Here is a 21,478-nt window from a genome sequence, read left to right as displayed (position 1 = left end):
CTCCGACCCTCTCGCTGCGTACCCGACTGGGCCGCTTCGAGCAGCATAGTTCAGCGCGCGGGCGATGCAGGACCGAATGCCAAGCCGGTTGCCGGGGTCAGGCGTGCCGCGAGGCCTCGTCGTCATCGGTGTCGCGGCCGCGGGCCAGACGATCGATGGCCTGGCCGCCCTGGCCTGCCAGGTTTGCCAGCCGATCGATCTGGTCGTCCAGGCGCGGCAGTGCCTCGCGGCGATAGCGGGAGAGGTCGTCGATGGCCCCGATCACCTCGCCGAAGGCCTCCTCCAGGGCCTGCATGTCGAGCATCGCCGACGAGGCGCGCTGCTGGATGTCCACGCCCTGCTGGCGCAGCGCCCGGGCGGTGCCGCCGATCATCTCCGAGGTGGTGGCGTTGAGCGACTCGATGCGGTCGAGCACCAGCCGCTGGTTGGCCAGCGCCAGGGCCACGGTCACCGCCACGGTCAGCGCCGAGACGGTGACGTTGATGGCGCGATCGACGCCGCGCATCAGCTCGCGGTTGTTGCGGATGATCACCTCGAGGGCCAGCACGCCCTGCTGGCTGACCGCCAGCTGCTGCTGCAGGTCGACGATGCGCTGGCGCAGCGGGAAGAGCAGCTCCTCCTCCAGGAAGCGCCGCTGCGGGTCATCGCCGTCGCGCCGCTCGATGGCGACCTGCAGGCGATCGTCGATGCGCCGCCCCAGGTCGATCTGGCGCGTGAGCTTGGCGAGGGTCTCGCGCAGCGCCTGCTGGTCGTCGTCGAGGGTCAGGTTGTCGCGGCGCAGCATGTCGCGCCCGCCTTCCAGGTCGGCGATGATCGCGTCCAGCGCCTGCTGCGCCGTCTCGAACTTGCGAAAATAGCGCTGCAGGCGGCTGCCGCCCCCCGGGATCAGCGCCCGCACGCGGTCCAGCGGGCCCGAGGCGAGGTTGTGCCGGGCGGGGTCCAGCGACTGCATGCGCCCACGCAGGTCGACCAGCGCCTTGGCCACCGGCCCGCCCTCGTCGCCGTGGTGGGCCAGCTGGCGTAGCGGAGTCTGCAGCATGGCGCTCTGGTGGGCAGCCTGCTGCTGAAGCTCGAGGCCCAGCTCATCGACGGCGCGGCGCTGACGCGCCTGGGCCTCGGCATCGCCGTCATCCAGCAGCACCTCGACGAAGGCATCGGCCTGGGACGCCAGGCTCGCCTCGTCATCGGCGCGAGCGGAGGCTTCCCCGCCCTCCAGGTCGCGGGCGATCTCCTCCACCGGCGGCAGCGCCAGGCGGGCGCCATCTTGGGGTTGCTCGGTCATGGGCACCTCTCGAAAGGATCGGTCGGGGTGAGTTCAGGCTGGGATATCGACATGCGGCCAGGCCGCCGTCATGAGCCACTGCGCCCGTAGCGGTCGGCGCGGGAGACGAAGCGGCTCAGCTCCGCCAGCGCCCGCTCGGCGGTGACCGAGGCCTGGGGGCGGCCGGTCTCGATGCGCGCCAGGGAGACGGCTGTATCGTCGAGCACGGTCAGCGCCGCCTCGTTGCGCGCGGCCAGCTCGCCCAGCCGCCGCTCGGTCTCCTCGAGCAGCTCGAGGCGCCGCCGCAGGGCCTCGCGCTCCTGGGTGCCGAGCCGGCGCCCCTCGCGGCTCAAGCGCCGGCGCACGAAGTCACCGTCCACGTTGACCACGCCGCTGGCCTGGGCGGCCATGGAGTGCAACGTATCCACCGCGCCGAGGCCGACCTGGGACACCAGTTCCCGGGCGCGGGCAAAGGCCAGCTCGCCGCGATCGAAGCGCCCCTCGAGCACGCCCAGCAGGTGGCGATAGCGGCTATAGAGGCGATCGGCCTGAACGGCCAGATCGGGGCGATGCACGTCGAGCAGCGCCTGCTTGGCGCGACACAGCGCCAGCACCAGATCGTCGGCCTCGGCCGGCGGGTGAGCGGGGTCGAGAACCAAAAGTCCCGCCTCGTGGGCATCGCGCTCCTCCTCGGCCCGCCGCCGGGCGGCCTCGGCGGCCAGCCGCTCACGGAAGCGTCGCACCCGCCGCCGCTCCAGAAAGCGACGCAGGCGACGCTCCAGCGGCAGGGCCACGGGAATCGCCACCAGCCCCGCCAGCCAGCCGGTCAGGGTCGGGCCGAAGCCGCCCCACAGCGAGGTCAGCCACAGCAGCAGGCTGATGAAGGGCACCACCAGGCAGTAACGCAGGATGACCTGCAGCCGGCCCGGCGGCTCGATCGGCACGGCCAGGCGCGGATTGATCAGGCCCACCAGCAGCCACGGCAGGCAGGTCAGAAACAGGCCGTAGGAAAGACCCTGGAGGAATCCCAGCATAGGGCTGACTGTCCTTTGTCGGTCGGAAAGAGAGAAGCGACTAGATCAGAAGCGTGAGGAGCAGGGCGATCCCTCCAACCAGCAGCGCCACGCTCAACGCCACGACCACCAGCCGGTCGAGCCAGCGATCGAAGCCGGTCCAGTCGACGCGAGACCAGTCCCACCGTCGCCGGGCGTGTCGGCGGGTGGCGCCGCGACGCCGCGAGTCGCGTCCGGTGCGCATGGAGGGCATGGCCGACCTCCGGTTTCACCTGTGTTCCCCGAGCTTACGGCCTGCCAGGGCCGCTGACCACCATCATCGGCGACGATCGTGCCGATGCTCCCGCGGCGGCACGCAACACGCGAGGCGCGCCCCTTGCATTCCCCCTCGCTCGCCCCGATCTCGGTAGAAACCCAGCAGGCTAATCAATTTCGGAGCGCTACCCGCCATGTCCCGACTCGCCGATACGCCGCTCTCCGTGCTCGACCTGGCCCCGATCCGCGAGGGCGGCGCCATCGCCGACACCTTCCGCGAGAGCGTGGCGCTGGCCCAGCACACCGAGGCGCTCGGCTACACCCGCTACTGGCTCGCCGAGCACCACGGCATCGAGGGCATCGCCAGCGCGGCCACCGCGGTGCTGATCGGCCATGTCGCCGGCGCGACCCAGCGCATCCGGGTAGGCAGCGGCGGTATCATGCTGCCCAACCACCCGCCGCTGGTGGTCGCCGAACAGTTCGGCACCCTGGAGACCCTCTATCCCGGACGCATCGACCTGGGGCTCGGCCGCGCGCCGGGCTCCGACGGCCCCACCATGGCCGCGCTGCGTCGCGATCCCCACGCGGGAGTCGACGACTTCCCCAAGCGGCTGTCCGAACTGCAGGGCTTCCTCGAAGAGGCGCGGCCGGGCCAGCGCGTGCGCGCCGTGCCCGGCCAGGGCACCCGGGTGCCAATCTGGCTGCTCGGCTCCAGCGACTTCAGCGCCCGGCTGGCGGCCCGCGAGGGATTGCCCTTCGCCTTCGCCGCCCAGTTCGCCCCGGCCCGGCTGCTCGAGGCGCTCCGGGTCTATCGCGACAACTTCCAACCCTCGGCGATGCTGGACCGCCCCCACGCCATGGTGGGCCTGCCGGTCATCGCCGCCGACAGCGACCTGCAGGCCGACTATCTCGCCTCTACGGCACGCCGCAAGTTCCTGGGATTGATTCGCGGCGCACCCGGCCGGGCCCTGCCGCCGACGGAGACGCTGGACTGGTCGCCCAGGGAGCAGGCCCAGGTGGAGCAGTTCCTGGAGGCCGCGGTGATCGGCGGCCCCGAGACGGTCCGCGAGGGCCTGGAGCACTTCCTGGCGCTGACCAGCGCCGACGAGCTGATGCTCCACACCGACGTCTACGCCGCCGAGGATCGCCTGCGCAGCTACGAGCTGGTGGCCGAGGCGTGGCGCGCATAATTCGACACCGAATGCCGATCGCTTCCCCCGCCGTGCGCCGAGGCGCACGACGGGGCCGACATCGGGGTAAGACTGGAACGATTGCCCCGCCCCGGCCTCCAAGGGGCAGCCATTTCCGACGTGCCGGTGCCGCCGACACGCCCCACCGACCGCGGAGCCCTGCATGCCCGATTCTCGTGACCCCCGAAACAATGCCGCCTGGCGCGCCGCCCAGCAGTGGCAACAGCGTGCCCGTCAGACCCGTGCGGGCGGCCCCCTGGGCGGTCTGAAGCTGCTGTTCACCTGGCTGCTGTTCGGCGCCATGATGATCGTCGCCATGGTGCTGGGGCTGTTCTTCCTGCTCGTGGGCTGGGCGATGATGCCTTTCCTGCGTCACCGCATGAAGAAGCGCATGGAGCAGATGCGCGCCGATCAGGCCGAAGACGTGGGCGGCGGCGTTCACTATCGCGAAACGGGCTATCGTGAGACCGGCCATCGCCAGGGCCGCCGCGGCGACGGGCGTCCCCACGAGCAGCAGGTGCTCGAGGGCGACTACGAGGTCAGGGACGAGGAGCGTTCGAATCGCCCCCGCGAGTAAGTTGTCGCATCGCAGGAGAATAAATGTGATAGCGCGCGTTGCGACAGGCGGCGGCGACTAGCCGGTGCAGCGCGCCTCCGAGGCCGCGCGGAAGGCCGCCATGGCATCGCTCATGTGGCTCTCGAGAGCCTCGATGCGAGAACCGTGCGCCGGGTGCGTGGAGAGGAATTCCGGCGGCTGACCGCCGCCCGCCTTCGCCATGTTGCGCCACAGAGCCACGCTGTGGCGCGGGTCGAAACCGGCCTTGGCCATGATGGCGAGCCCCATCTGGTCGGCCTCCTCCTCATGGGCGCGACTGAACGGCAGGGCGATGCCGAGGCGCGCACCGATCCCCAGCGCCTGCCGAAGCCCCTCCCCGGCCAGCTCCCCCTCGCTGACGAGCCCTACCACCAGCAGCACCGCCTTGATGCCGAGCTGCTGGGTGAAGCGCTCGTTACCGTGGTCGGCCAGCACGTGAGCGACCTCGTGACCGATCACCGCGGCCAGCTGGTCGGGGGTCTCGGCCACCTGCAGCAGCCCGGCATGCACCCCGATGCGCCCGCCCGGCAGGGCGAAGGCGTTCGGGCTGGGGTCGTCGAACACCACCACCTCCCAGGCCTCGGACATGCCCGCCTCGGGGTAGCGCGCCTCGGCCGCCGCGATCACCTCCCGCGCCACGCACTGCACGAGCCGGTTGGCGGCCGGGTCGCGGGCGACCGGGCGGCTCCGGCGCATCTCGGCGAAGGCGTCGCCGCCCATCTCGGCCATTAGCGCCTCGGGCACCAGGGCCAGCTGGGAGCGGCCGGTCGGCGTCTCGCCGCAGCCGGCAAGCGTCAGCATCGCCAGCAGGGCGACGAGGCCGCCCCAGCTCTTCATGCGCCAGCGCCTTTCCTGCCTGCTCCTCACTTTTCCGCGCCTCACTAGCCGGATCGTCGCTCGCCACGGATGTGTCGTATGCCGCATCGGCCCTACCCCGCCATCACCGCGTCCAGCGCGGCCCGGTAGCCCTGGCTGCCGAGTCCCGCGATCACCCCGTCGGCGCGCAGCGAGACGTAGGAGTGGTGGCGAAAGGCCTCGCGCCTGTGAACGTTGGAGAGATGCACCTCGATAACCCGGCCGTCGAAGGCGTTCAGGGCATCGAGGATCGCCACCGAGGTATGGGTGTAGGCGGCCGGGTTGATGATGATCGCCGCGGTGCCGTCCAGGCGCGCGGCCTGGATGAGGTCGATCAGCTCGCCCTCGTGGTTGCTCTGCCGGCAGACGATCTCCCAGCCCCCCAGCGCCGCCTGCTCGTAGAGGCCGTTGTCGATGTCATCGAGGGTCTCGTGGCCGTACACCTCGGGCTGCCGGGTGCCGAGCAGGTTGAGGTTGGGGCCGTGCAGGACCAGTACCTTGTGCATGTCGTCGCCTTCCTTGAGGGTGATGTCGGCTTGAGGATGTCGGTTTGAGAGCGATCCGATCAGGACGCCGCCTCGAGCAGGCGCTGCCAAAGCGCGATGACGGCATCGCGATGCGCCTGGAAATCAGCGTTGCGCCCGCGCGCCGGCTCGCCGGTCAGGGCCGCGCGATGGGCGGCGGTGCGACAGGCCAGGTAGGCCTCGCGCAGTCGCCGACACTCGTCGGCGGACAGCCGCCCGGTTGCCTCGAGGGTCTCGAGGATGCGCATGTTGTCGCTGTAGACCAGCAGGTCGGAGGTCTCGTGACCCATGGAGAGCACCGCGAACTGGCAGAGGAACTCGATATCCACCATGCCGCCGGGGTCGTGCTTGAGGTCGAAGTCGTCGCCCTGGCCCCGGGTGCCCAGGTGGTCGCGCATCTTGTGGCGCATCTTCACCACCTCCACGCGCAGCGCCGCGAGGTCGCGCTCGCGGCCGAGGATCTCGCCGCGCAGCGTGTCAAAGCGCTCGGCCAGCGCCCGGTCGCCGGCCACCACCCGGGCCCGCACCAGCGCCTGGTGCTCCCAGGTCCAGGCCTGCTCGCGCTGGTAGTCGGCGAAGGCGTCCAGCGTCGAGACCAGAAGGCCCGAGTTGCCCGAGGGCCGCAGGCGCATGTCGACCTCGTAGAGGCTGCCCGCCGGGGTCACGGCGGTGAGCAGGTGGATGATGCGCTGGCCGAGCCGGGTGAAGAAGACGGCGTTGTCGATGGGCCGCGCCCCGTCGGTGCTGCCCTGGGTGGCGCCGTCGTGGAGGAACACGAGGTCCAGGTCGGAGCCGTAGCCGAGCTCGATGCCGCCGAGCTTGCCGTAGCCGACGACCAGGAACTCCGGCGCGTTGCCGCAGCGCTTCCCCTCATGACCTTCCCCGCGATTTCCCCTGCGACGTTCCGGGAAGCCGTGCTTGCGGGTCAGATGCTGCCAGGCCATGGCCAGCACTGCCTCAAGCACCACCTCGGCGATATAGGTGAGGTAGTCGCTGACCTTCATCAGGTGGCGGGTGCCGGCGATGTCGGAGGCCGCCACGTGCAGCACCTGGGCGTGCTTGAAGACGCGCAGCGCCTCGAGCTGGGCCTCCTCGTCGTCCTCGGGGATCCGTCCCAGGGCCTGGCGCAGCTCGTCGGCCAGGCGCGCCTTGTCGGCGGGAGTGTAGAGGGTCTCCGGAGTCAGCAGCTCGTCGAGAAGTATCGGATGGCGCGCGAGCTGGGTGGCGATCCAGGGGCTGGCGCTGCACAGCTTCATCAGGTGCCCCAGGGCCTCCGGGTTCTCGCGCAGCAACGCCAGGTAGGCGGTGCGGCGCAGCACCGCCTCGATCAGCGGCAGTACCCGCTCCAGGGCGATATCGGGGGTCTCGCTCTCGGCCACGGCGTCGAGCAGCAGTGGCATCAGGGCATCGAGCCGCTCGAAGCCGATGCGCTGCATGGTCTTCACCGCGCGGGCGTGGCGCAGCGCGCGCAGCCGGCGCATGGCGACGTCCGGCTCGGCGAGCCCGGCCTCCTCGAGCAGCGAGCGTGCCTCGTCGTCCTCCAGCTCGCCGCGCCACAGCGCGCGCCACTCCTCGAGGCTCGCGACGCCGGTGGCCTCGGGCGCGTCGGCCTCCTCGACCTCCTCCTCGGGCTCGGCGATGACGGCGTCGAAGTGGCGGCGCACCCGTTCGCGCACCTCGTCGAGCCGCGCCATCAGCGCCGGCCAGTCCTCCATGTCCAGCGCCAGGGCCGCCCGCTCGCGGTCGATGTCGCCGTCGGGCAGTGTCTGGGTCTGGCGATCCTCCAGGGCCTGCAGCGCGTGCTCCAGGTCGCGCAGGAAGACGTAGTCCGGGGTCAGCTCGTCGACCACCTCGCCGGGCAGCAGGCCGAGCTCGGGCAGGCGCTCTAGGGCGGTCTTGAGCGATGTGACCTGCAGCTCGGTGTCGCGACCGCCGCGGATCAGCTGGAAGGCCTGGACCACGAACTCCACCTCGCGGATGCCGCCGGGGCCGAGCTTGATGTTGCCCTGCATGCTGCGGCGGCGCACCTCGCGGTTGATCATCGCCTTGAGCTCGCGCAGCGACTCGATGGCGCCGAAGTCGAGGTACTTGCGATAGACGAAGGGGCGCAGGCTCGCCAGCAGCTCGGCGCCGGCCTCCAGGTCGCCGGCCACCGGGCGCGCCTTGAGCATGGCGTAGCGCTCCCACTCGCGGCCCTGATCCTGATAGTAGCCGGCCAGCGAGGCGAAGCCGCCCACCAGCGGCCCGCCGTCGCCCAGCGGGCGCAGCCGCATGTCGACGCGGAAGGCGAAGCCCTCGGCGGTCACGGCGTCCAGGGCGCCGATCAGCTTCTGGCCGAGCTTGGTGAAGTACTCCTGGTGCTCCAGAGACTTGCGCCCGCCCTCGGTCTCGCCCTTCTCGGGGAAGGCGAAGATCAGGTCGATGTCAGAGGAGAGGTTGAGCTCGCCGGCGCCGAGCTTGCCCATGCCCAGCACCACCAGGCGCTGCTCGCTGCCGTCGCGGCGTGGGGCGGGCCGCCCCCAGCGCGGCGCGAAGTGCGCCTCCAGCCAGCCGAGCGCGCCTTCCAGGCAGGTCTCGGCGAGCCGCGACACGGCCGCCGCGGTGCCCCACATGTCGAGGCCCGGCGGGCGCGTCAGGTCCCGCCAGACGATGCCCAGCATGCGCGCGCGGCGAAAACGGCGGATGGCGGCGTGCAGGGCCGCCTCGTCCTCGGCGGCCTCGAGCCGCTCGTCGAGCCACTGGCGCAGCGCCTCCGCCGAGGGGGGCTCCTCCAGCTCGCCGCTGGCGTCCAGGTGCAGCAGCCACTCGGGATCGCGCACCAGGGTCTCGGCGACGAACGACGAGATGGCGAGCACCCGAGCGAGCTGCCGGCGACGCTCGTCCGACAGCGACAGCCAGTCCTCCAGCGGGGAGTCGTTGCCGGTCATCTCGGCCAGATTCTCGGCCTCGCCGAGCGAGCTCGCCAGCCGGTCGCGGGTGTGCGCCAGGGGAGCCTTCAGCGGCTCGGGAATGTCATCCAGCGGCAGGAAGTCGTCGGGCAGGGCCATGTGCATCTCGCATCCGGTTCTCGAATGCCTTCAGCATAAGCGAAGCCGGCCCCGCCCCATAACCCGGCCGGGCGCCTCAGGCGAGGAATTTCTGCCAGGCCAGCAGGCCCCAGGCCAGCCCGGCGAGGGCGAGCGCCAGCATCACCGCCGCCGAGCCGATGTCCTTGGCCCGGCCGGCGAGCTCGTGACGCTCGGGGCCGATGCGATCCACCGCGCACTCGATGGCGCTGTTGAGCAGTTCGACGATCAGCACCAGCAGGCAGCTGCCCGCCAGCAGGATCCACTCCACCGGGCCCTCGCCGATCCAAAGCGCCAGCGGCAGCAGCAGCAGGCAGGCCACGACCTCCTGGCGAAACGCCGCCTCGTGGCGGAAGGCCGCGCGCAGCCCCAACAGCGAGTAGCGGGTCGAGTGAATCAGGTGGCGCCATCCTGTGTATCCGGGCTTCATCTCGGGCGCTCCGGTGGATTCAGTGGGCATCGATCATCTCCTCCAGGTCGGCGGCCAGCGGGTCGAGCACCTGTCGCCAGTTGAGCCAGGGCGTGGTGGCGGTGCCGTTGACCAGCGCGCTGAACACGCCCCACTGCCCTGAGCGGGTGCGGAAGTAGCCGCCCACGGCACGCACCGCCACCGGCTGGTTGAGGGTGCCGGTCTTGAGCATGACGTGGTGCTGGAAGGTGGCCGAGCCACGCCGCATGAAGCGCATTACGCCGTTGCCCGGCGACTGCAGGGCGGCGACGAAGCTGGGGAACAGCGCCGGACGATGGTACATGCGCTCCAGCAGGGCATTCACCCCGGCGGCCGAGGTGCGGTTCTCGGGCGTCAGGCCACTGCCGCTGCGCAGCGTCACGGGACCGTGGCCGGACGTCTCGGCCGCGAAGGCTTCCAGCGCCGCCCCGCCCTGTTCCAGGCTGGCCCGCGGCGCCTCGACCAGGTTCAGGGCCAGCACATCGGCCATGAAGTTGTTGGAGTAGTTCAGGGTGCGCAACAGAAGCTCCTGCAGCGGCTCGCCCTCCACGGCGGCCAGCCGCCGGGCTGCGGCCGGCGGTTCGCTGGCCGACACCGAGACGCCGTCGCCAAGCGTGATGCCGGCCTGCTCGAGCATCGCTTGCAGGGTGTGGGCGGTCTGTTGCGCCGGGTCGGAGCTCGCCCGGTAGACCCGGCGCGGCCGGGCATTGGTGGAGATCTGCCCGCGCAGCACCATGACGTCGCCGCTGTCGCGCAGTACCCGCTCGGCGTTGAGCTTGGTGCCGCTGTCATCCGGCTTGGTCTCGACGCGGTTGTCGATCTCGACAATCGGCGCCTGGCTGTCGCAGCTGTTGATGCGCGCCGGCTGGCCGGCCGAGGCGGCGGGCACCACGGAGACGCACCAGCTGCCGAAGTTGACCCCGGCCGAGGAGAGCAGCGCGCTGTAGGCGTTGGCCACCCGGGAATGCGCCTGGCAGCGATCGGTGGTCAGGCACTCGACCGGCCCGTAGCGCCACTGGCTGATCACTAGTCGGCCGTCGACGCGTCGCACCCCGGCCTGATGCAGGCGCTGCACCAGGCGCCACAGGTCCTCGCTGGTCAGGGCGGGGTCACCGCCGCCATCGAAGACCAGGTCGCCCGCCAGCACGCCCTCGGCGTCGGGCTCGACCGTGCTCACCAGGCGGCTGGTGAACCGGTACTGGGGACCCCAGCGATCCAGCGCCGCCGCCGCCACGTAGACCTTGGAGACCGAGGCCGGCGAGAGCTGACGCTCGGGATCGATGCTCCCCAGACGCTCGCCGCCGCCGAGCAGCCGCGCCTCGGCGCCGACCAGAAAGCCCTCGTCGGTGAGCTCGGCAAGGCGCGAGAAACCGCTCGCCTCGACGAGCAGTGGCAGCAGCGTCAAAAGCACGCAGAAGAGCGGTCGACGGAACATGGGACCTCCAGGCATCACCGAAGGCCCAAGCTTAATGGGACGCAACCGAAGAGAACACCTGAATTACCACCACGCCGCCAACGATCATCGCAAGGCCCAGCAGCGCCGGCAGGTCAGGCTTCTCGCCGTAGACCAGGATGCCCACCAGGGTCACCAGCACGATGCCGAGCCCCGCCCAGAAGGCGTAGGCAATGCCCACCGGCAGGGATTTCAGCACCAGGGCGAGCAGGTAGAAGGCCAGCCCGTAGCCAACCAGCACCAATACGCTGGGCCACAGGCGCGTGAAGCCGACCGAGGACTTCAGCGCGCTGGTGGCGACCACCTCGGCGATGATGGCGAGCGCCAGATAGAGATAGGTCATACGGCCTCCTGCCGCGCCAGACGGCGGCGCATCAAGCGATCGAACGCCGTGTTGAAGAACAGGGCATAGACCAGGAAGAACAACATGAAGCCGAGATCCAGCCAGAAGGCCTCGACCAGGCCGATCTCAAGCCACCAGGCCACCACCGGCAGGGTGGCGATGAGCAGGCCCAGCTCGAAGCCCAGCGCCTGGGCGATGCGCTGGGCCAGGCTGCGCCGCCGGGTCGGCACCCAGATATCGAACAGCCGATTCCAGACCAGATTCCAGAGCATCGCGGCGCTGGCGAGCCCCACTGCCATGACGCCGATGGCCCCGGCGTCGTGGCCGCTGAGCACGCTGCTCAGTGGAATCACGATGGCCAGGCCGATCGCCTCGAACAGCACCATGTGGGTCACGCGCTCTTTCCAGGAACGCATCATGCACCTCCTCACCCGTGAACGGTCGAGGCGCGAAGCCTCGACGATGGCCCCCATTCTCGCCATCATGGCGATGGATACGAGTTGGAAACCATCAGAAAAACAGATAGGTCACGCCCATGCGCTGGAGCCTCGATCAGCTGGAGATCCTCATCGCCTGCGCCGAGCGAGGCTCCTTCTCCTCGGCCGCACGCCACCTGGGTCGCGCCCAGTCGGCGGTCAGCACCGCCATCGCCCACCTGGAGGCCGACCTCGACTGCCCGCTGTTCGACCGCAGCGCCCGGCTGCCGCGCCTGACCCGGGCCGGCGAGGCCCTGCTCCACGAGGCCCGGGCGGTGATTCGCCAGTGCCAGCGGCTGGACGCTCGCGCCCGGGCCATCGCCCAGGGCGAGGAGGCCCGGCTGGTGCTGGCCATCGACGAGGCCCTGGTGGAGATGCCGCCGGTGGACGAGACCCTGGAGGCGCTGGCGCGCCACTATCCCGCCCTGCAGCTGACCCTGCTCTACGGCGCCCAGGGCGACATCGCCGGCTGGGTGGAGGATCGCACCGCCGATCTCGGCATCCTGCTGCGCCAGCAAGGCCAGGGCCCGGTGCTGGAGGGCATCCGCATCGCCCACCTGCAGCAGGCGCTGGTGGTCGCCCGCCACCATCCGCTGGCCGCGCTCTCCTCGCCGAGCGTCGGCGACCTCGCCGCCCATCGCCAGCTGCTGATCGCCTCGCGCGGCGCAAGCGACAGCCAGGCGCCACTCGCGACGCAGTTTTGGCGTCTCAACAGCTTCTACTCCATGGCCGAGCTCGCCACCCGGGGGCTTGGCTGGGCGCTGGTGCCGCGCCATATCGCCCTCTACCCGCCCTTTCGCGACGACCTGGTGGAGCTCAGGGGCGAAGGGCTCGGCATGGCGCCGGTCATCGAGGTGGAGACGGTCTCGCGGCGCGACGCCGACCGCGGACCCATCGCCCGCTGGCTACGCCACACCCTCGGCGAGCGCTTCCGAGACCGCCGGGGGCGCTGACGCCGTCAGCCGTCGGGCACCAGCCCGGGGGCGTGGGGCAGTTCGACCACCAGCCGCCACAGCGCCTGGCCGCTGGCATGGTACTTCTGTTCGAAGGGGGTCAGGTAGTCGGGGCCCGGCGCGAAGGGCTCGGCCGCAGCGGCCACCCCGGTGGCCTGGGTCACCGCCAGGGCGAACTCCTCGACATAGATCCGCCAGTTGGAGCGCAGTTGCAGCCGACCGCCCAGCGCCAGGATCGCCGGCAGCACCGGGTGGCCCTGCCAGCGCATCTTGAGGTGCGCGGCCTTGGGGTAGGGGTTCGGGTAGAGCAGGTAGTGGCGCCGCAGGCGCCAGTCGGCTTCCAGGGCCAGGCGCCAGAAGTCCACCAGGTCGGCGCGCACCAGCAGGGCGTTGTCCGGCAGCCGGCCGTGGTCCCGGGAGAGACGATCGGCGCTGCGATCCACGCCGAGCACCGAGCAATCGGGAAAACGCTCGGCCAGCCGGCGGGTCGAGAGCCCCACCCCGCAGCCCGCATCAAGGATCAGGGGCGCCTCGCCGCGCCGCTCGCGCCACGCCTGTGCCTCGACGAAGGCCTCGCGGGTATGGGCGGCCAGGGGCTTGCGCAGGGGATGCGCCAGGGCACGGGCCACGCGGCGGGGCAGGTCCTCATGGGGGCCGGTCTGGCGGCTGACGATGGATCGCGAACGGGCAGTCATGGCAGCGGGCTCGGGGGCGAAAAGGGCGAAGTATTCTACCAGCCGCGTGCGACAGATCCATGCTCGATCGCCCCGGGCGCACGGGCGCCGGCATGACGCCACCGCGGGCCGGGTGCTATGATCGATGGCCTAACATTGCAGCCACGACATCAACCGCACAACGAGGAATCCGGCTTGCCACACTTACCGGTGATCGTCGGCATGGGCGGCGTGAATCCCGCCGGCCGAACCTCGGGCCACCAGGCATTTCGCCGTACCGTGCTCGATGCCCTGCCCGACGACGTTCAGGCCCGTACCCTGCTCGGCCTCGCGGCCATGATGCGCCTGGCCGACGGCCAGGCCGATGGCGCCTGGCATGACGCCGAAGGCCGCTCCCTGGATGCCGCCGGAATCGTCGAGCAGACCCGTCAGCAGGTGCTCGACCATACCCTGATTCGACGCATCGAGGATGCCCGCTTCAACGAGGAGGGCCTGCCGGCCAACCGCAAGGCGAGCCTTGCCCTCGACGCGCCGCTGACCTTCCGCATCCGCCGCCGCCAGCTGCCCGACGTCCTGCCGGCCACCTGGCAGGTGCGCGAATTGGACCGCCAGAACCTGGAAGTCACCGTGCCCGCCGGCAGCATGGACGTGATGCTGCCCGAGACGCGCCAGGCCCAGGTGCGCGCCGGCGGCCAGCTGCCGACCGGTTTCGAGCCCAGCCGCCTCTATCGCAGCGTGCACCACCCCCGCGGCCTCGCCATGACGATCTTCGCCGCCAGCGACTGCCTGGGCGACAGCGGCCTGGAGTGGGACAGCCTGCGCGACCGCCTGGATCCCGACGAGGTCGCCGTCTACGCCGGCAACTCCATCGGCCAGCTCGACGACGAGGGCTGGGGCGGCCTGCTCAAGAGCTTCAGCTCCGGCAAGCGTGCCACCTCCAAGCAGATGCCGCTGGGCTATGGCCAGATGCCCGCCGACTTCATCAACGCCTATGTGCTCGGCAGCGTGGGCGGCACCGGAGCGGCGCTGGGCGCCTGCGCCAGCTTCCTCTACAACCTGCGCCTGGGCGTGGACGACATCCGTGCCGGCCGGCGGCGGGTGGTGATGGTCGGTACCGCCGACGCCCCGATCACCCCCGAGGTCATCGAGGGCTTTCGCAGCATGGGGGCGCTGGCCGACGACGACGGCCTAAAGGCCCTGGATGCTCTCGAGCTGCTCACCGATGCGGACTACCAGCGCGCCTGCCGCCCCTTCGCCCGCAACTGCGGCTTCACCATGGGCGAGTCCAGCCAGTTCGTGATGCTGATGGACGACGCCCTCGCGCTGGAGTCCGGCGCCGAGATCCTCGGCAGCGTGCCGGCGGTGTTCGTCAATGCCGACGGCTGGAAGCGCTCGATCTCGGCGCCGGGCATCGGCAACTACATCTCGCTGGCCAAGTCGGCTGCGCTGGTGCGCGACATGCTCGGCGAGAAGGCCCTGCGCGAGCGCACCTTCCTGCATGCCCACGGCACCAGCACGCCCAAGAACCGCATCACCGAGTCCCACGTCTTCGACCGGGTGGCCCGCGCCCACGGCATCAGCGACTGGCCGGTGGTGGCGGTGAAGGCCTTCGTCGGTCACTCCCAGGGCAGCGCCGCCGGCGATCAGCTGACCAGCGCACTGGGCAGCTTCGCCCACGGACTGCTGCCCGGCATCTTCACCCTGGACGCCGTGGCCGACGACGTGCATGCCGAGCACCTGCGACTTTTCCGCGACCCGCAGCCCTTCACCGCGGACGCCGCCTTCATCAACGCCAAGGGCTTCGGCGGCAACAACGCCACCGGCGTGGTGCTCTCCCCCGCGGTCACCGAGCGGCTGCTGACCAAGCGCCACGGCGAGGCCGCGATGAGCGACTGGCGGGTGCGCCGCGAGGCCACCCGCGAGGTGGCCGCGGCCTATCATCAGGCCGCCGACCGAGGCCACTTCCAGGCCCGCTATCGCTTCGGCGAGGGCGTGCTGGAGGGCCCGGAACTCGAGGTCGGCAGGGACCGGATTCACATCCCCGGCTATGCCCAACCGGTCTCGCTGGCCGTCGACAACCCCTTCGGACGCCTGGAGGACGAGGGCGACTCATGAATACCGCCGTCTACCCGGGGACCTTCGATCCCATCACCAACGGCCATCTCGACCTGATCGAGCGCGCCTCGATGCTCTTCGACCGAGTCGTGGTGGCCATCGCCACCAGCCCCGGCAAGGGGCCGGCGCTAGATCTCGATACCCGCATCGCCCTGACCCGGGAAGTCGTCGCCGGGCTCGACAACGTCGAGGTGGTGGGCTTCTCGGGGCTGATGACCGAGTTCATGAAGCAGCAGCAGGCACGCGTGCTGGTGCGCGGCCTGCGCGCGGTGTCCGACTTCGAGTACGAGCTGCAGCTGGCCAACATGAACCGTGCCCAGATGCCGGAGCTCGAGACGGTCTTCCTGACGCCGGAGGTCGAGAACTCCTACATCTCCTCCACGCTGGTCCGCGAGATCGCCCGCCTCGGCGGCGACGTCTCCAAACACGTGCACCCCAGGGTCGCCGAGACGCTCAACAGCCATTACAATACCTGACTCTGACGCTCGGGATTATCCCCGAGCTCGCTTGCCGGCCAGCGACTTCCATGAGGTACCCCATGGCCCTGATGATCACCGACGAGTGCATCAACTGCGACGTCTGCGAACCCGAATGCCCCAACGGCGCCATCTCGCCGGGGGAAGAGATCTACATCATCGACCCGAACCTGTGCACCGAGTGCGTCGGCCACTACGACGAGCCGCAGTGCCAGCAGGTCTGCCCGGTGGACTGCATCCCGCTCGACCCGGAGCGCGCGGAGAGCCGCGACGAGCTGATGGAGAAGTACCACCGCATCACCGCGGCTTGATCCCGCTCCCCACCCTCCGGCAGTCATCAACCTCCCAGGCACAAATCCGGTGCCCCGCTCATCGAGCGGGGGCCGTCTCGTTGTGGGGCAGCTGACACTGCCTGGCCCGTAGGGTCTACATCTCGTCGGCGCGACGGCTCACCTTGCACCCCAGGCAGCGCCGAAAGGTCGCCTCGGCCGGGGTCTTGATCAGGGTATCGGCGGCCGTATCGACGTTGCCACCCAGGGCCGAAAACGGCAGCGACACCAGAAAGATTGCCGTGCCGCCAAGCGTAGCGGCCGCCAGCAGCGGCCGGGCGACGACCGCATCGACGATCATCGCACCGCCACTCGGTTGGATCGTCTCGTCATTACCGATGGCCATGGCCGACTGCCCCGCCACCGACATGGCCAGCACGAGGGCAAGCCCCGTCCCAACACCGCTCATTCGCTTCATGTCGCTCCCTCCCTCGTGCGTTCCAATCAGGGCGCCGTCGACGCCCTCGCTACCTCGTTCAAGCGTAGCTGGGTTTTAGCGCGATCAAGCGGTTGCACCTTCTCACGACTCCGCCCATCCTGCCGCCTTCGCGTCTCGACCGGAGCCATCGTGACCTCTGCTTCTACCACCGCCACCACGCCCGCTCCTCAGCGTATTTGGGCGCTGGCCTGGCCGATCATCCTCTCCAATATCACCGTGCCGCTGCTCGGGCTGGTCGATACCGCCGTGGTCGGCCACCTGCCCGACTCGCGCTATCTCGCCGGGGTGACCCTCGGCGCCACGCTGTTCAGCTTCCTCTACTGGGGCTTCGGCTTCCTGCGCATGGGCACCACCGGCCTCACCTCCCAGGCGGTGGGACGCGAGGCCGATGGCGAGGTGCGCAACCTGCTCGGCCAGTCGCTGCTGCTCGCCCTGGTGATCGGCCTGGGGCTGATACTGGCCGGCGGCCCCTTGGTGAGGCTGGGGCTGTGGCTGCTCGACGGCAGCGAGGTAGCCACCGAGCTCGCCGCGGAGTATGCCCGCATCCGCCTGCTCTCGGCGCCGGCGGTGCTGGCCAACTACGCCATCCTCGGCTGGTTCCTCGGCCAGCAGAACTCGCGGGTCACGCTGGCCATCCTGGTGCTGACCAACGGCGTCAACATCGCGCTGGACCTGCTGTTCGTGGTGGGGCTGGGCATGACCAGCGACGGCGTGGCCTGGGCCACGGTGATCGCCGACTATACGGCACTAGCCTTCGGCCTGTGGCTGGTAGCACGCCAGCTCAGATGGCTCTCGGGGCACTTCCTGCGCAGTCAGGTCCTGAGGCTTTCCGCCTACGGCGAGCTCTTCCGGGTCAACGCCAACCTCTTCGTGCGCACCCTGGGCCTGCTGTTCGCCATGGCCTTCTTTACCTCCCGCGGCGCCGCCCAGGGCGATACCGTGCTGGCCGCCAACGCCGTGCTGCTGCAGTTCATCATGCTGACCAGCTACGCCCTGGACGGCTTCGCCCATGCTGCCGAGGCGCTGGCCGGCCGCGCCGTGGGTCGCCGGCGCTTCGACGAGTTCGGCAAGGTCGTCGGCAGCGCCGCGCGCTTCTCGCTGGTCACCGCGGGCGTCGCCGCGCTGGCCTTCGCCCTGGGCGGCAAGGGGCTGATCGCGCTGCTCACCGGCCTGCCGGAGGTGCGGGAGACGGCCGGCGCCTACCTGCCCTGGATGATCGTCATGCCGCTGATCGCGGTTTGGAGCTACCTGCTGGACGGCGTCTTCATCGGCGCGACGGCGATCCGCGAGATGCGCAACAGCATCTATGCCGGCCTCACCGTCTACCTGCCGCTCTGGTGGCTCACCCAGGGGCTGGGCAACCACGGCCTGTGGCTCTCCTTCCTGGCCTTCGCCCTGGTGCGCTCGGGGGTGCTCGCGGCCTACTACCTGCATCATCGCCGCACCCGCTGGCGCCATGACGTGACGGCCGCCCGGGTTGATGACGCGCCCCGACCCGGGTAGCACAAGCCGCTGAGATTGCGCTACTTTCTGTCAGGTACGCCACACAAGACAACAGAACAAGGGAACCCTCATGCTCAAGGCTCTATCACGGCCGGCCGTCAAGCTGGTCGAACGGTACCTGCCCGACCCCTACATCTTCGTGCTGCTGCTGACGGTCATCGCCGCCGCCGCGGCCATCGCCGTGGAGCGCCAGACCCCGCTGGCGGTGCTGCGCTTCTGGGGCGACGGCTTCTGGAACCTGCTGACCTTCTCAATGCAGATGCTGCTGGTGCTGGTCACCGGCTTCATGCTGGCAAGCTCGCCCCCCGTCAGCCGCCTGCTGCAGAAACTGGCCGGCATGGCCAACAACGCCGGCGCCGCCATCCTGCTGGTGACCCTGGTCTCGCTGGCCGCCAGCTGGATCAACTGGGGCTTCGGCCTGGTGGTCGGCGCCCTGTTCGCCAAGGAGCTGGCCCGCCAGATCAAGGTGGACTATCGCCTGCTGGTGGCCAGCGCCTACTCCGGCTTCGTCGTCTGGCACGGCGGGCTGGCCGGCTCCGTGCCGCTGGTGATCGCCACCGAGGGGCACTTCGCCGTCGAACAGATCGGCGTGATCGGCACCGGCGAGACCATCTTCTCGCTGTTCAACATCGCCATCGTGCTCTGTCTGTTCGTGGCGGTGCCGCTGGTCAACCGCATGATGCTCCCGGACGAGAAGGACAGTGTCTACATCGACCCCAAGCTGCTCGGCGAGACCGAGACGAAGCGGCCGCGCATCACCCGCCCGGCGGAGCGCCTCGAGAACAGCACCACGCTCGCCTGGCTGGTCGGCATCCCCGGCCTGCTGTTCCTGGTCGACCACTTCATGCTGCGCGACGGCGGCCTCAACCTGAACGTGGTGAACCTGCTGTTCCTGTTCCTCGCCATCGTGCTCCACCGCACGCCCCAGAGCCTGCTCAACAGCCTGCACGAGGCGATCAAGGGCGGCGCCGGCATCGTCATCCAGTTCCCCTTCTACGCCGGCATCATGGCGATCATGGTGCAGTCCGGGCTCGCCGAATCCCTGTCCGGGGCGCTGATCTCCTTCGCCACCGAGGCGACCCTGCCCTTCTGGTCCTTCATCAGTGCCGGCATCGTCAACATCTTCGTGCCCTCCGGCGGCGGCCAGTGGGCCGTGCAGGCCCCGGTGATGCTGCCGGCCGCCCAGGCCCTGGGCGTGGATATCCCCCGCGTGGCCATGGCCGTGGCCTGGGGCGACGCCTGGACCAACCTGCTGCAGCCCTTCTGGGCGCTGCCGGTGCTCGGGATCGCCGGCCTCAAGGCCAAGGACATCATGGGCTTCTGCCTGATCCAGCTGCTGATCACAGGCATCATCATCGCCATCGGCCTGACCTGGTTCTGAACCGACGTCGCGCCTAGCGTGATCCGACGACGCCTCGCTCCCCCCTTCCGGGGGCGAGGCGTTATGCTTGAACAAACCGCGTGACACAACCTGACGAGACCCCTTAGATGGATGACCAGACCCTCCCCGGCCAGCACGAGCTCTCGATGACCGTGCTGATGACGCCGGACATGGCCAACTTCAGCGGCAAGGTGCACGGCGGCGCCATCCTCAAGAAGCTCGACGAGGTGGCCTATGCCTGTGCCAGCCGCTACGCCGGCCACTACGTGGTGACACTCTCCGTCGATCAGGTGCTGTTCAAGCAACCGATCCACGTCGGCGAGCTGGTCACCTTCCTGGCCTGCGTCAACCACGTGGGCAGCTCCTCCATGGAGATCGGCATCAAGGTGGTGGCCGAGGACATCCGCCACAAGATGATCCGCCACACCAACAGCTGCTACCTGACCATGGTCGCCGTGGACGACAACGGCAAGCCGGCGCGGGTGCCGCCGCTACGACTGGACACCCGCCTGCAGAAACTGCGCTTCGAGAAGGCGGCCCTGCGCAAGAAGCTGCGCAAGCAGGCCGAGGAGGAGGAGCGCCGCACCCAGGCGGAGCATGGCGAGCTTTAAAACGGCAAGGACGCGCTCAGCCGCAGTCGATGGCGGCGATGAGGTCGCGCTCGTCCAGGCGCACGGTGAGGCGATTCTGGCGATAGTCGAGGGTGGCGGCCATACCGGGACGCAGCACTCTCAGGGTGGTGGCGCCGCTCTCGACCTGCAGCCGCTCCCCGAGGGTGGCGGTAAAGCGCTGCCCGACGCGGCCCTGCAGCGCTTCGGCGTCGCAGGCATCACCGGCGTCCACGCCGGGCGGAGGCGGCGCGGGCGCCGGGGCAGGTGTGGTCGACGAGCCGGCACAGCCGGCCAGCAGCAGGCCGACGAGAAGCGGCGCTAGCGCCTTGAGGGGCATGGTCTTCTCCTCTTCCATGATGAAGGGCCCGTCCATGGTGAAGGGCCCGGAACGGCCGGTCGCCGCTCCGGCAGGTAGCGGCCCGGTACGCTGACTCAGTAACTGGATTCCTGGATGGCCTCGCCGCCCTCCTCGATATCCTGCCCGGCGCCGCGGATGGTGTTGCAGCCACCGAGCAGCGACACGCTGAACAGCGCGACGAGTATCAGTGCGAGTGTCCGTTTCATGCTTGCCTCCTCGGCCTATCCGATGTGCAGTGAAGGATGATTCCTCTTCAAGCTAGCACGCGACTGCCGCCGCCGCAGATCGCCTACCCCAGCAGCAGTCGCAGGATGATCGCCGCGATGACCGTGAGGGTCAGCCACTTGACGATCAGGGCCCCACGCGGGCTCATGTTGACCTTCACCGCCAGCCAGGCGCCCAGCATGCTGCCCGCCGCTAGCATCAAGCCATAGCCCCAGCGTACCTGATCGTTGACCAGGAAGATCGCCAGGGCCGGCAGAGTATAGACCAGCACGATCAGCACCTTGAAGACGTTCACCTGGGCCAGGTCGATCTTCAGCATGCGGTAGAGCACCACGATGAAGAGGATCCCCACCCCGATCTGGATGAAGCCCCCATAGAGGCCGATGGCGAACATCGCCAGGTAGACGGCGGGCGTGAGGCGCTCGACGGTGAGCGGTCGAGTCTCCACCCGCGGCTGGGGCAGCAGCATCAGCACCGCCGAGCCCGCCATCACCGCGATCAGGATCGCCTCGAACAGGGCATCATCGGTCTGCAGGGCCAGCCAGGCGCCGATCAGCGAGCCGATAACCGCCGGCACCGACAGCCGCAGGGAGAGCCCCAGGTGCGAGGCCCCGGCGCGCAGGAAGCTGACCACCGCCGAGACGCTCTGCAGGGCCACGGACACCCGGTTGGTGCCGTTGGCTGCCTGGGGCGGCAGCCCCAGGAACATCAGCAGCGGCAGGGTGAGCATCGAGCCCCCGGCGGCGAGCACGTTGATGAAACCGGCCAGGGTCCCGATGGTCAGCAGGGCGAGGGCCTCGAGCAGCGTCATGATGGCATCCGTGCGTAGCGAGTCGAAGGGCGCCCAGCATACCGGCCCCGTCCGGCCGGGGGAATCTGCTCGCCCTCGCTCCGCTGTGCCATCATGGGCCCTGAAGGGATGCCCTAGCGAAAGGA

24 protein-coding genes are annotated in these 21,478 nt (G+C 69.8%); 9 read left to right on the top strand and 15 right to left on the bottom strand.

Going from position 1 to position 21,478, the window contains the following annotated elements; all coding sequences use genetic code 11:
• Positions 1–97: 97 nt before the first annotated feature.
• From RSO68_RS14230 to RSO68_RS14220, 3 genes are all read right to left on the bottom strand, one after another.
• Positions 98–1,282, bottom strand: coding sequence for a toxic anion resistance protein (locus RSO68_RS14230; protein WP_315587060.1), 1,185 nt, complete (start codon positions 1,280–1,282; stop codon positions 98–100).
• 68 nt (positions 1,283–1,350) lie between these two features.
• Entirely contained in the window at positions 1,351–2,295 is a 945-nt protein-coding gene (locus tag RSO68_RS14225; protein WP_089851070.1) for a cobyrinic acid a,c-diamide synthase, read from the bottom strand.
• A 40-nt stretch (positions 2,296–2,335) separates the two neighbouring features.
• Positions 2,336–2,527, bottom strand: a complete 192-nt coding sequence (locus tag RSO68_RS14220) for a hypothetical protein (protein WP_089851068.1) — start codon at positions 2,525–2,527, stop codon at positions 2,336–2,338.
• A gap of 196 nt (positions 2,528–2,723) precedes the next feature.
• Here RSO68_RS14220 and RSO68_RS14215 point away from each other — a divergent pair, with 196 nt between their 5' ends.
• Together RSO68_RS14215 and RSO68_RS14210 are read left to right on the top strand one after the other, a co-directional pair.
• Positions 2,724–3,719: an LLM class flavin-dependent oxidoreductase gene (locus RSO68_RS14215; RefSeq protein WP_315587059.1), complete on the top strand. Its 996-nt coding sequence runs from the start codon at positions 2,724–2,726 to the stop codon at positions 3,717–3,719.
• A gap of 163 nt (positions 3,720–3,882) precedes the next feature.
• The gene (locus RSO68_RS14210) at positions 3,883–4,296 is read left to right on the top strand and encodes a hypothetical protein (RefSeq protein WP_315587058.1); all 414 of its coding nucleotides are present in this window, start codon (positions 3,883–3,885) and stop codon (positions 4,294–4,296) included.
• A gap of 57 nt (positions 4,297–4,353) precedes the next feature.
• Here the strand turns inward: RSO68_RS14210 and RSO68_RS14205 are convergent, their stop codons facing one another.
• The 7 genes from RSO68_RS14205 to RSO68_RS14175 form a co-directional block, all read right to left on the bottom strand.
• The gene (locus RSO68_RS14205) at positions 4,354–5,151 is read right to left on the bottom strand and encodes a M48 family metallopeptidase (RefSeq protein WP_315587057.1); all 798 of its coding nucleotides are present in this window, start codon (positions 5,149–5,151) and stop codon (positions 4,354–4,356) included.
• 92 nt (positions 5,152–5,243) lie between these two features.
• Positions 5,244–5,675 carry a type II 3-dehydroquinate dehydratase gene (gene aroQ, locus RSO68_RS14200; protein WP_315587056.1) on the bottom strand — a complete coding sequence of 144 codons (432 nt, stop codon included), beginning with the start codon at positions 5,673–5,675 and terminating at the stop codon, positions 5,244–5,246.
• A 59-nt stretch (positions 5,676–5,734) separates the two neighbouring features.
• Complete coding sequence (gene glnE, locus RSO68_RS14195; protein WP_315587055.1) at positions 5,735–8,740, bottom strand: bifunctional [glutamate--ammonia ligase]-adenylyl-L-tyrosine phosphorylase/[glutamate--ammonia-ligase] adenylyltransferase; 3,006 nt, start codon at positions 8,738–8,740, stop codon at positions 5,735–5,737.
• Positions 8,741–8,816: 76 nt separating this feature from the next.
• Positions 8,817–9,188, bottom strand: coding sequence for a diacylglycerol kinase (locus RSO68_RS14190; protein WP_315587135.1), 372 nt, complete (start codon positions 9,186–9,188; stop codon positions 8,817–8,819).
• Positions 9,189–9,207: 19 nt separating this feature from the next.
• Entirely contained in the window at positions 9,208–10,641 is a 1,434-nt protein-coding gene (gene dacB, locus RSO68_RS14185) for a D-alanyl-D-alanine carboxypeptidase/D-alanyl-D-alanine endopeptidase (RefSeq protein WP_315587054.1), read from the bottom strand.
• Positions 10,642–10,672: 31 nt separating this feature from the next.
• Positions 10,673–11,002 (bottom strand): DMT family transporter, encoded by a 330-nt coding sequence (locus RSO68_RS14180; protein ID WP_315587052.1) that lies wholly within the window; start codon positions 11,000–11,002, stop codon positions 10,673–10,675.
• Positions 10,999–11,418 (bottom strand): PACE efflux transporter, encoded by a 420-nt coding sequence (locus RSO68_RS14175; RefSeq protein ID WP_315587050.1) that lies wholly within the window; start codon positions 11,416–11,418, stop codon positions 10,999–11,001. The genes RSO68_RS14180 and RSO68_RS14175 overlap by 4 nt, the downstream gene beginning before the upstream one ends.
• 119 nt (positions 11,419–11,537) lie before the next feature.
• Here RSO68_RS14175 and RSO68_RS14170 point away from each other — a divergent pair, with 119 nt between their 5' ends.
• Positions 11,538–12,431: a LysR family transcriptional regulator gene (locus RSO68_RS14170; RefSeq protein ID WP_315587049.1), complete on the top strand. Its 894-nt coding sequence runs from the start codon at positions 11,538–11,540 to the stop codon at positions 12,429–12,431.
• A gap of 5 nt (positions 12,432–12,436) precedes the next feature.
• On the opposite strand, the gene trmB is transcribed toward RSO68_RS14170, so the two are convergent.
• Positions 12,437–13,126: a tRNA (guanine(46)-N(7))-methyltransferase TrmB gene (trmB, locus tag RSO68_RS14165; protein WP_315587048.1), complete on the bottom strand. Its 690-nt coding sequence runs from the start codon at positions 13,124–13,126 to the stop codon at positions 12,437–12,439.
• A gap of 201 nt (positions 13,127–13,327) precedes the next feature.
• Between trmB and RSO68_RS14160 the strand changes: the two genes are divergently transcribed.
• The 3 genes from RSO68_RS14160 (at position 13,328) to RSO68_RS14150 (ending at position 16,007) form a co-directional block, all read left to right on the top strand.
• Complete coding sequence (locus RSO68_RS14160; protein ID WP_315587134.1) at positions 13,328–15,220, top strand: beta-ketoacyl synthase; 1,893 nt, start codon at positions 13,328–13,330, stop codon at positions 15,218–15,220.
• Positions 15,217–15,696: a pantetheine-phosphate adenylyltransferase gene (gene coaD / locus RSO68_RS14155; RefSeq protein ID WP_315587047.1), complete on the top strand. Its 480-nt coding sequence runs from the start codon at positions 15,217–15,219 to the stop codon at positions 15,694–15,696. The genes RSO68_RS14160 and coaD overlap by 4 nt, the downstream gene beginning before the upstream one ends.
• Positions 15,697–15,758: 62 nt before the next feature.
• A complete protein-coding gene (locus tag RSO68_RS14150; protein ID WP_138182366.1) occupies positions 15,759–16,007 on the top strand; it encodes a YfhL family 4Fe-4S dicluster ferredoxin in 249 nt (82 codons plus the stop codon).
• Between the two features lie 115 nt (positions 16,008–16,122).
• On the opposite strand, the gene RSO68_RS14145 is transcribed toward RSO68_RS14150, so the two are convergent.
• A complete protein-coding gene (locus RSO68_RS14145) occupies positions 16,123–16,443 on the bottom strand; it encodes a hypothetical protein (protein ID WP_315587046.1) in 321 nt (106 codons plus the stop codon).
• A 150-nt stretch (positions 16,444–16,593) separates the two neighbouring features.
• Here RSO68_RS14145 and RSO68_RS14140 point away from each other — a divergent pair, with 150 nt between their 5' ends.
• The 3 genes from RSO68_RS14140 to RSO68_RS14130 all read left to right on the top strand — a co-directional run bounded on the left by RSO68_RS14140 (position 16,594) and on the right by RSO68_RS14130 (position 19,959).
• Positions 16,594–17,967 carry an MATE family efflux transporter gene (locus RSO68_RS14140; RefSeq protein ID WP_315587045.1) on the top strand — a complete coding sequence of 458 codons (1,374 nt, stop codon included), beginning with the start codon at positions 16,594–16,596 and terminating at the stop codon, positions 17,965–17,967.
• Between the two features lie 70 nt (positions 17,968–18,037).
• Positions 18,038–19,348 carry a short-chain fatty acid transporter gene (locus tag RSO68_RS14135; RefSeq protein WP_315587044.1) on the top strand — a complete coding sequence of 437 codons (1,311 nt, stop codon included), beginning with the start codon at positions 18,038–18,040 and terminating at the stop codon, positions 19,346–19,348.
• Between the two features lie 107 nt (positions 19,349–19,455).
• Positions 19,456–19,959: an acyl-CoA thioesterase gene (locus tag RSO68_RS14130; protein ID WP_315587043.1), complete on the top strand. Its 504-nt coding sequence runs from the start codon at positions 19,456–19,458 to the stop codon at positions 19,957–19,959.
• Positions 19,960–19,975: 16 nt separating this feature from the next.
• On the opposite strand, the gene RSO68_RS14125 is transcribed toward RSO68_RS14130, so the two are convergent.
• The 3 genes from RSO68_RS14125 to RSO68_RS14115 form a co-directional block, all read right to left on the bottom strand.
• Positions 19,976–20,296 carry an I78 family peptidase inhibitor gene (locus tag RSO68_RS14125; RefSeq protein ID WP_315587042.1) on the bottom strand — a complete coding sequence of 107 codons (321 nt, stop codon included), beginning with the start codon at positions 20,294–20,296 and terminating at the stop codon, positions 19,976–19,978.
• Between the two features lie 95 nt (positions 20,297–20,391).
• Positions 20,392–20,523, bottom strand: coding sequence for an entericidin A/B family lipoprotein (locus tag RSO68_RS14120; RefSeq protein ID WP_315587041.1), 132 nt, complete (start codon positions 20,521–20,523; stop codon positions 20,392–20,394).
• 83 nt (positions 20,524–20,606) lie between these two features.
• On the bottom strand, positions 20,607–21,353 hold the full coding sequence (locus RSO68_RS14115) for a sulfite exporter TauE/SafE family protein (protein WP_315587040.1): 747 nt from the start codon (positions 21,351–21,353) through the stop codon (positions 20,607–20,609).
• Positions 21,354–21,478 lie beyond the last annotated feature (125 nt).

This window comes from Halomonas saccharevitans (assembly GCF_032333995.1).
In the GTDB taxonomy this organism is placed as follows: Bacteria; Pseudomonadota; Gammaproteobacteria; order Pseudomonadales; family Halomonadaceae; genus Halomonas; species Halomonas saccharevitans.
Note: the sequence above shows the minus strand (reverse complement) of the source record. Positions and strands in the feature narration are given on the sequence as shown.

Bases quoted from the DNA above. Each gene is read 5' to 3' on its own strand.
- RSO68_RS14230 (WP_315587060.1), bottom strand. From the start codon at position 1,282: ATGACCGAGCAACCCCAAGATGGCGCCCGCCTGGCGCTGCCGCCGGTG.
- RSO68_RS14225 (WP_089851070.1), bottom strand. From the start codon at position 2,295: ATGCTGGGATTCCTCCAGGGTCTTTCCTACGGCCTGTTTCTGACCTGC.
- RSO68_RS14215 (WP_315587059.1), top strand. From the start codon at position 2,724: ATGTCCCGACTCGCCGATACGCCGCTCTCCGTGCTCGACCTGGCCCCG.
- RSO68_RS14150 (WP_138182366.1), top strand. From the start codon at position 15,759: ATGGCCCTGATGATCACCGACGAGTGCATCAACTGCGACGTCTGCGAA.
- RSO68_RS14210 (WP_315587058.1), top strand. From the start codon at position 3,883: ATGCCCGATTCTCGTGACCCCCGAAACAATGCCGCCTGGCGCGCCGCC.
- RSO68_RS14170 (WP_315587049.1), top strand. From the start codon at position 11,538: ATGCGCTGGAGCCTCGATCAGCTGGAGATCCTCATCGCCTGCGCCGAG.
- glnE (WP_315587055.1), bottom strand. From the start codon at position 8,740: ATGGCCCTGCCCGACGACTTCCTGCCGCTGGATGACATTCCCGAGCCG.
- dacB (WP_315587054.1), bottom strand. From the start codon at position 10,641: ATGTTCCGTCGACCGCTCTTCTGCGTGCTTTTGACGCTGCTGCCACTG.
- RSO68_RS14190 (WP_315587135.1), bottom strand. From the start codon at position 9,188: ATGAAGCCCGGATACACAGGATGGCGCCACCTGATTCACTCGACCCGC.
- RSO68_RS14120 (WP_315587041.1), bottom strand. From the start codon at position 20,523: ATGAAACGGACACTCGCACTGATACTCGTCGCGCTGTTCAGCGTGTCG.
- RSO68_RS14175 (WP_315587050.1), bottom strand. From the start codon at position 11,418: ATGCGTTCCTGGAAAGAGCGCGTGACCCACATGGTGCTGTTCGAGGCG.
- RSO68_RS14220 (WP_089851068.1), bottom strand. From the start codon at position 2,527: ATGCCCTCCATGCGCACCGGACGCGACTCGCGGCGTCGCGGCGCCACC.
- coaD (WP_315587047.1), top strand. From the start codon at position 15,217: ATGAATACCGCCGTCTACCCGGGGACCTTCGATCCCATCACCAACGGC.
- trmB (WP_315587048.1), bottom strand. From the start codon at position 13,126: ATGACTGCCCGTTCGCGATCCATCGTCAGCCGCCAGACCGGCCCCCAT.
- RSO68_RS14135 (WP_315587044.1), top strand. From the start codon at position 18,038: ATGCTCAAGGCTCTATCACGGCCGGCCGTCAAGCTGGTCGAACGGTAC.
- RSO68_RS14125 (WP_315587042.1), bottom strand. From the start codon at position 20,296: ATGCCCCTCAAGGCGCTAGCGCCGCTTCTCGTCGGCCTGCTGCTGGCC.
- RSO68_RS14130 (WP_315587043.1), top strand. From the start codon at position 19,456: ATGGATGACCAGACCCTCCCCGGCCAGCACGAGCTCTCGATGACCGTG.
- RSO68_RS14145 (WP_315587046.1), bottom strand. From the start codon at position 16,443: ATGAAGCGAATGAGCGGTGTTGGGACGGGGCTTGCCCTCGTGCTGGCC.
- RSO68_RS14115 (WP_315587040.1), bottom strand. From the start codon at position 21,353: ATGACGCTGCTCGAGGCCCTCGCCCTGCTGACCATCGGGACCCTGGCC.
- RSO68_RS14180 (WP_315587052.1), bottom strand. From the start codon at position 11,002: ATGACCTATCTCTATCTGGCGCTCGCCATCATCGCCGAGGTGGTCGCC.
- RSO68_RS14160 (WP_315587134.1), top strand. From the start codon at position 13,328: ATGGGCGGCGTGAATCCCGCCGGCCGAACCTCGGGCCACCAGGCATTT.
- aroQ (WP_315587056.1), bottom strand. From the start codon at position 5,675: ATGCACAAGGTACTGGTCCTGCACGGCCCCAACCTCAACCTGCTCGGC.
- RSO68_RS14205 (WP_315587057.1), bottom strand. From the start codon at position 5,151: ATGAAGAGCTGGGGCGGCCTCGTCGCCCTGCTGGCGATGCTGACGCTT.